Origin of the sequence: Corallococcus sp. AB030 (assembly GCF_003668965.1) — a bacterium.
Taxonomy (GTDB): Bacteria; Myxococcota; Myxococcia; order Myxococcales; family Myxococcaceae; genus Corallococcus; species Corallococcus exiguus.
The window spans coordinates 22787-29534 of record NZ_RAWQ01000133.1 but is presented as its reverse complement, the minus strand read 5'-3'; the positions used below and the strand labels follow the sequence as shown (position 1 = coordinate 29534).

The 6748-nt window shown below is 69.1% G+C and carries 7 protein-coding genes; 6 read left to right on the top strand and 1 reads right to left on the bottom strand.

Features of this window, described 5'->3' with window-relative positions:
* Both D7Y15_RS27645 and D7Y15_RS27640 read left to right on the top strand, forming a co-directional pair.
* The coding region (locus D7Y15_RS27645; RefSeq protein ID WP_121754446.1) for a hypothetical protein at positions 1–1178 on the top strand (1178 nt) is incomplete at its 5' end.
* A gap of 96 nt (positions 1179–1274) precedes the next feature.
* On the top strand, positions 1275–1871 hold the full coding sequence (locus tag D7Y15_RS27640) for a hypothetical protein (RefSeq protein ID WP_120577980.1): 597 nt from the start codon (positions 1275–1277) through the stop codon (positions 1869–1871).
* A gap of 7 nt (positions 1872–1878) precedes the next feature.
* On the opposite strand, the gene D7Y15_RS27635 is transcribed toward D7Y15_RS27640, so the two are convergent.
* Positions 1879–3483 (bottom strand): sigma 54-interacting transcriptional regulator, encoded by a 1605-nt coding sequence (locus tag D7Y15_RS27635; protein ID WP_233597127.1) that lies wholly within the window; start codon positions 3481–3483, stop codon positions 1879–1881.
* 233 nt (positions 3484–3716) lie between these two features.
* Between D7Y15_RS27635 and D7Y15_RS27630 the strand changes: the two genes are divergently transcribed.
* The 4 genes from D7Y15_RS27630 (at position 3717) to D7Y15_RS27615 (ending at position 6726) form a co-directional block, all read left to right on the top strand.
* Positions 3717–4271: a peroxiredoxin gene (locus D7Y15_RS27630; RefSeq protein ID WP_120557013.1), complete on the top strand. Its 555-nt coding sequence runs from the start codon at positions 3717–3719 to the stop codon at positions 4269–4271.
* A 6-nt stretch (positions 4272–4277) separates the two neighbouring features.
* Positions 4278–4805 (top strand): carboxymuconolactone decarboxylase family protein, encoded by a 528-nt coding sequence (locus tag D7Y15_RS27625; RefSeq protein ID WP_120550488.1) that lies wholly within the window; start codon positions 4278–4280, stop codon positions 4803–4805.
* 113 nt (positions 4806–4918) lie between these two features.
* A complete protein-coding gene (gene dps, locus D7Y15_RS27620; protein WP_120577982.1) occupies positions 4919–5401 on the top strand; it encodes a DNA starvation/stationary phase protection protein Dps in 483 nt (160 codons plus the stop codon).
* Between the two features lie 50 nt (positions 5402–5451).
* The gene (locus tag D7Y15_RS27615; protein ID WP_120577983.1) at positions 5452–6726 is read left to right on the top strand and encodes a pyridoxal phosphate-dependent aminotransferase; all 1275 of its coding nucleotides are present in this window, start codon (positions 5452–5454) and stop codon (positions 6724–6726) included.
* Positions 6727–6748: the final 22 nt, after the last annotated feature.

Genomic DNA, 6748 nt, shown 5'->3' with positions numbered 1-6748 from the left:
GCCCGCGCCCCACGCCGGGCAGCTACCCCACCGCCGCGGACGTGGCGAACATCGCCGCGATGCAGGACCCCGTCGCGCGCAACCTGGCCATCACCCAGGGCTACCACGACCTGTCCGACGCCATGGGCACGCTCCTGGGCAAGGAGAACGCCAACTGGTCCACCTTCGCCACCTGGGCCTCGAAGCAGGCCGGCGTGAGCATCCGCCAGGAGGACATGCCCAAGCCCTTCGTGGACGCCCTCAAGGGCGGCGGCGTCGTGGGCGAGGCCATGTCCAAGGTGGACGACCTGCTGCGCAAGCTGGGCCTGCCCGCCATGCCCACCGGCGACATCGCCAAGGCCGGCGCGGACGCGCTCAACAACGTCAGCAAGGCCATTGGCGACGGCAACCAGTTCGTCTTCAAGGAGGTGGGCCACGAGTTCGCCCGCTTCGTGGAGACCTTCCAGGGTGACACCCAGCTGGACCCCGCGAAGCTCCAGCAGTACCTGGACGGGTTCCCCTCGGACAAGCCGCTGCTCAAGGAAGCCTTCGGCACCTACGCGCAGGCCATGTTCGAGAAGGATCCGAACAAGAAGGCCGAGATGATGCTCCGGGCCAACGACACCGTGGGCCTGCACGAGCAGACCCAGCTCCAGGGCTTCGTGGAGAAGGCGCTCAACGCCCCGGTGAAGGAGATCTTCGCCAACATCCTCAAGAAGAGCATCGAGGCGGGCGCCAACGCCCTGCCCTTCCCCGCCAACCTCGCCGCCAAGGCCGCCATCAAGACGGGCGCGGTGGACCTCGTCGTCAACCCGCTGGTGGACAAGCTGGCCGGAGTGTTCCGGGGCATCGCCACCGAGCACATGATGAAGCTCGCGGTGCCCGGCGGCGCGCTGAAGCTGGGCAACGACTTGCCGCCCCCCGCCGGAATGGAGTCCACGCTCTTCCCGCCGCACCTGCGCACCATCGAGGATCCGAAGCTGAAGGAGCTCCTGGGCCGGCTGGACAAGACTCCCGACAGCCTCACGGGCACCGCCGCGAAGGACTGGAGCAAGCTGGACCAGCGGATGAACTACATCGTGGACCTCTTCCGTTCGCGCCAGTCGGATCCGCACCTCTTCGACCAGCCCTTCGGCAAGGAGGCCCACTACCCCGTGGCGCCGTCCAAGCCGCGCCCGGTCGCACCCGCGGTGTCGTAGTCCCTGCTCCCACCCATGGGAGATTGTTCGCCGCCGTGAATTCTCAGCGGCGGACTGCGTCCATCAAGGCATCCGACGCACTTGATGGAGCCCCCCATGTCGAAGTCGAAATGGCTGCTGGCAACGATGGCGCTGTCCCTCCCGGCCCTGGCTCACGCAGGCGGTCCCCGCGGCAACAACCACGAGCAGTCCCGTGACCGTCAGGAGCTGAGGCAGGACGCGCGCGAGACCCGCGATGATCATCAGGACCTGCGCCAGGTGGAGTCGCTGCTCTCCCGCTACGACTCCGCCCGTGGCCGCGCCGCGCGCCGCGACCTGCTCCAGGTGGAAGAGGACCTGCGCCGCTACGTGTCGTCGGAGCTGAACGAGACCCGCCGCGAGCTGTCCCAGGACAAGCAGGAGGCCCGCTCCAGCGCCCGCGAGGTGCGCCACGACGGCAACCGCTACGACGACCGCAAGGACCACCGCGACGACGTGCGCGACGCCCGCCAGGAGTCCCGCGCCCTCCAGCAGACGCGCTCCATCTCCCAGGAGCTCAACAACCTCTACGGACGGATGGACAGCGGCAGCCTCAGCCGCAAGCGCATGCTCATCGCTGACCTGGTCCAGCTCGCTCGCACCGAGACGGCGCAGAACCGCCAGGAGACGCGCGAGGACCGCCGCGAGGCCCGCGAGGACAGCCGCAGGTACTGACCCCGCGTCACGCGTCCTCGGCGGCGGTGAAGCCCTCCAGCCGCTCGATGCCCAGCTTCTTCATCCGGCTCTGCAGCGTGGACGGCTTGAGCCCCAGCAGCGCCGCCGCGCCGCCTTCACCGTAGACGCGGCCCCGGGTGAGCGTGAGCACCCGCAGGATGTGCTCGCGCTGCACCGCCGCCAGCGTGGGCACCTTCGCCCCCGCGGGCAGCGGCGCCGGGGTCTCCTCCACCGACGCCGGGCCCGACACCTCCCGCGCGCGCTCGCCGTTCGCCAGGTCGAAGGACTGCGCCGTCAGCTCCTGGCCGCGCGTGAGGATGGTGGCGCGCTCCAGCGCGTTCGCCAGCTCGCGCAGGTTGCCCGGCCAGTCGTAGGACGCCAGCCGCGTCAGCCCTGACGCCGTCACCCGCATGCCCCGCCGGCCCGTGCGCTTCGCCTGCTCCTCCAGGAGGAACGCGGTGAGCTGCGGCAGGTCCTCGCGCCGCTCGCGCAGGGGCGGCAGCCTCAAGGGGAAGACGCTCAGGCGATAGAAGAGGTCCTCGCGGAAGCGCTTCTGCGCGATGGCCTGGTGCAGGTCCACGTGCGTCGCCGCGAGGATGCGCACGTCCGCCCGCACCGTCTTGTCGCTGCCCACCGGCTCGAACGACTTCTCCTGGAGCGCGCGCAGCAGCTTCGCCTGCAGCTCCACCGGCAGCTCGCCAATCTCATCCAGCAGCAGCGTGCCCCCGTGTGCCATCTGGAAGCGGCCCGCCCGGTCGCGGTTCGCGCCGGTGAAGGCCCCCTTCACGTGGCCGAACAGCTCGCTCTCCAGCAGGCCCGCCGGAATGGCCGCGCAGTTGAGCGATACGAAGGGCTGGTCCGCCCGCGAGCTCCAGCGGTGGATGGCCCGCGCCAGCCGCTCCTTGCCCGTGCCCGTCTCGCCGGTGATCAGCACGGGCGTGTCCGTCTCCGCCACCTGACGCGCGCGCAAGGACAGGTCGCGCATCACCGGACTCAGGGACGTCTCCAGGATGCCTTCCGAGTCCCCTCCCAGCTGCGACTCCAGCAGCTTCGCGTGCTCGTGGTCCTGGCGGTGCAGCCGCTCCGCCGTCGCTCGCTGCTCCGCGCCCTGGAGCGCGGTCGCCAGCATCTGGCCGTAGACCTCCACCAGGTCCACCACCGGCTGCGCGTACGTCTCACACTGCACGCGGTCCAACGTGAGCACGCCATAGCAGCGCTCCCCCGCGCACAGCGGCACCACCATGCACGAGTGCCCCGCGGGCAGGTCCAACACCCCGTCGAACGGGTCGCCGTCCCCGTGCGAGTGGTCCTCCTCCGTGAAGGCCCGCGCCCGCCGCGTCTCCAGCGCCTGCTTCAAGGACGGGAAGTCCGCCAGTTGCAGCGAATGCTTGCGCACCGCCTGGTTCGCGAGCGGGCCGCGCGCCGCCACCGCCTCCAGCCGCCCCTCCTTGAGGAGGAACAGCGTGGCCAGGTCGAAGGGCACCACGCGCGACACCCAGTCCAATCCCCGACGGAGCAGCTCTCCCACCCCTTCTTCGGTGGTTGCCAGCTCGACCAGCTCCCGAGCATCCTGCGTCACTTCCGGGTGGCGCCCCATCAGTTCATCCGGCATGTGTTAGCGATAATAGCGGCCCACCGAAATTGCAGTGGCGAAAGGCACCGGGATTTCGTTATTCACCAGTCCGGCGTCACCGCCCCGCCGGTGCGAATCTCAGGGGGAGCTGTAACCTCCTGGAATCAGGGCAGTTGATGCGCTGGCACGGTGGCTGCTTTACCCGGTAGCAACTCATCACCTCTGGGGTGGACCACGGTGGCCCGCCCCCCATCCCCAAGGAGTCGAATCCCATGCTGACCGTTGGCGACAAGCTTCCGAACTTCAAGCTGAAGGGCACCGTGAGCCTGGAGAAGAACAAGGAGTTCCAGGACATCTCCAACGACACGTACAAGGGCAAGTGGACCGTCCTGTTCGCGTGGCCGAAGGACTTCACGTTCATCTGCCCGACGGAGATCGCGGAGTTCGGCAAGCACAACAAGGACTTCCAGGACCGCGACGCGCAGGTGCTGGGCCTGTCCACCGACAGCGAGTTCGTGCACCACGCGTGGCGCACGCACCACCCGGACCTGAAGAACCTGCCCTTCCCCATGCTGGCGGACATCAAGCGCGAGCTGTCCAGCGCGCTGGGCATCCTGCACAAGGAAGAGGGCGTGGCCCTGCGCGCCACGTTCATCGCGGACCCCGAGGGCATCATCCGCCACGTGTCCGTGAACGACCTGTCCGTGGGCCGCAACGTCAAGGAGACCGTCCGCACGCTGGACGCGCTCCAGACCGACGAGCTGTGCCCGTGCAACTGGCAGAAGGGTGAGGAGACGCTCACCACGAAGCTGCAGAAGGCGGGGTAAGGCACCATGGCTTCGCTCGAAGTCGTCCGCAGCGAGCTTGCGGACGCCCACAAGGACACCCGCCTCAACCTCTCCGCGGTCCTGGAGAGCACGACCCTCACCCCCGAGCAGCGCTGGGGAACGGCCGTGGCATGCGCCTTCGCCGCCCGGAACGAGCGGCTGAAGGAGGCCATGCTGAACGAGGCGAAGCAGGCACTGGGCGACAAGGCCACGCCGGTCATCGAGGACGCGCGTGCCGCGGCCTCGCTGATGGCGATGAACAACGTCTTCTACCGGTTCCGTCACATGATCGGGAAGGAGTCGTACGCGACCAAGCGGGCCGGGCTGCGGATGAACCGGCTGGCCCAGGTGCTGACCAACAAGGTGGACTTCGAGCTGGTCTGCCTCGCGGTCAGCGCCATCAACGGCTGCGAGATGTGCATCCAGTCGCATGAGAAGGTCGTGCTGGAAGGCGGCCTGAGCGAGGACCACGTGCACGATGCGGTCCGCATCGCGAGCGTCATCCACGCGGCGGCGGTTGGACTGGAGTCCTAGTCCCCTCGTCGTTATCTCTGGGTTGTGATTGGCGCCCTCCGGTGGATGACACCGGGGGGCGCTGTCTTTTCTCTTCGACGTCCCACCCCTCACCTGAAAGGAACGTGTCCGTCATGGCCCTCTACAAGAGCCCGAGTCCCCTGTCCGAACAGGCCCGCACCGCCATCTCCGCCACCCTCAACGAGCGGCTCGCGGATGGGTTGGACCTGCACTCGCAGATCAAGGTCGCCCACTGGAACATCAAGGGCCCGCAGTTCGCCGCGCTGCACCCGCTGTTCGAAACGTTCGCGGTGAGCCTGGCCAACCACAACGACTCCATCGCGGAGCGCGCGGTGACGCTGGGCGGCCGCGCGTACGGCACCAGCCGCCACGTGGGCACGCACAGCCGCCTGCCAGAATATCCGCAGGAGACCTCGCGCGACCTGGAGCACGTGAAGCTCTTGGCCGAGCGCATCGAGGTGTACCTGGGCGGCCTGCGTGAGAGCCGCACGGCGGTGGAAGGCCTCAAGGACACGGACACGGTGGACCTCTTCACCGGCATCATCACCGAGTTCGAGAAGCACGCCTGGTTCCTCCGGGCCTCCCTCGAAGGCTAGAGGCCGGCTAGGGGCTGCGCCGAAGCAGGGGGCGCGCTAGCGTGTAGTCCGTGAGCGACAGCGTCCCCCTGCATGCGTTTCGCACCGTGCCCCGCACGGGCGTCATCTTCGTCACCGCCGAGGCCACGCGCCGCGGCTACCGTCCCGGCGACCCGGAGTGGTGCAACCTGGGCCAGGGTCAGCCGGAGACGGGGGATTTGCCCGGTGCCCCGTCGCGCGTGCACTCGGTGACGGTGGACATGGCGGACCAGGAGTACGCCCCTGTCGCGGGCCTCTGGGAGGTTCGGGAGGCCATCGCGGGGCTCTACAACCGGCTCTACCGCAAGGGGATGTCCAGCCAGTACAGCGCGGAGAACGTCTGCCTGTCCGGCGGCGGCCGCGCGGCCCTCACCCGCGCCGCAGCGAGCCTGGGCAGCGTGAACCTGGGCCACTTCCTCCCGGACTACACCGCGTACGAAGAGCTGCTGGACGTCTTCAAGGCGTTCACCGCCATCCCCATCCTGCTGGAGGGCGAGCGCGGCTACGCCTTCACGCACGACGACCTGCGCCGGGAGATTCAGGGGCGCGGGCTGTCCGCGCTGCTCTTCTCCAACCCGTGCAACCCCACCGGCAAGCTGGTGCAGGGCGAGGAGCTGGCGCGGTGGGTGGGCGTGGCGCGCGAGCTGGAGTGCTCGCTGCTCATCGACGAGTTCTATTCGCACTACATCTGGACGGGCCGCCCGGGCGTGCTGCCGGTGGAGAGCGCCGCCAGGTACGTGGAGGACGTGAACCGCGACCCGGTCATCCTCTTCGACGGGCTCACCAAGAACTGGCGCTACCCGGGCTGGCGCATGACGTGGACGGTGGGGCCCAGGCAGGTCATCGACACGGTCGCCAGCGCGGGCAGCTTCCTGGACGGCGGCGGCAGCCGGCCCCTGCAGCGCGCGGCGATTCCGCTGCTCCAGGAGGACGCGGTGGTGGCGGAGACGCGCGCCATCCACCACACGTTCCGGGAGAAGCGGGACCGGTTCCACTCCCGGCTGGAGCGGCTGGGCATCCGCACGGACCGCGCGCCGGACGGGACGTTCTACGTCTGGGGCAACCTGTCCGGGCTGCCCGCGCCGCTCAACGACGGCATGGCCTTCTTCCGCGCCGCGCTGGAGCACCAGGTCATCACCGTGCCCGGTGAGTTCTTCGACGTGAACCCCGGCAAGCGCCGCGCGCGGGCGTCGCGCTTCCGCAACTACGTGCGCCTGTCCTTCGGCCCGTCGTGGGAGACGCTGGACAAGGCGCTCCTGCGGCTGGAGTCGCTCGTGCTCAAGCACACGCCCGGCGCCATGCCGTGAAGTCGAAGCTCCGGCCCCGAGC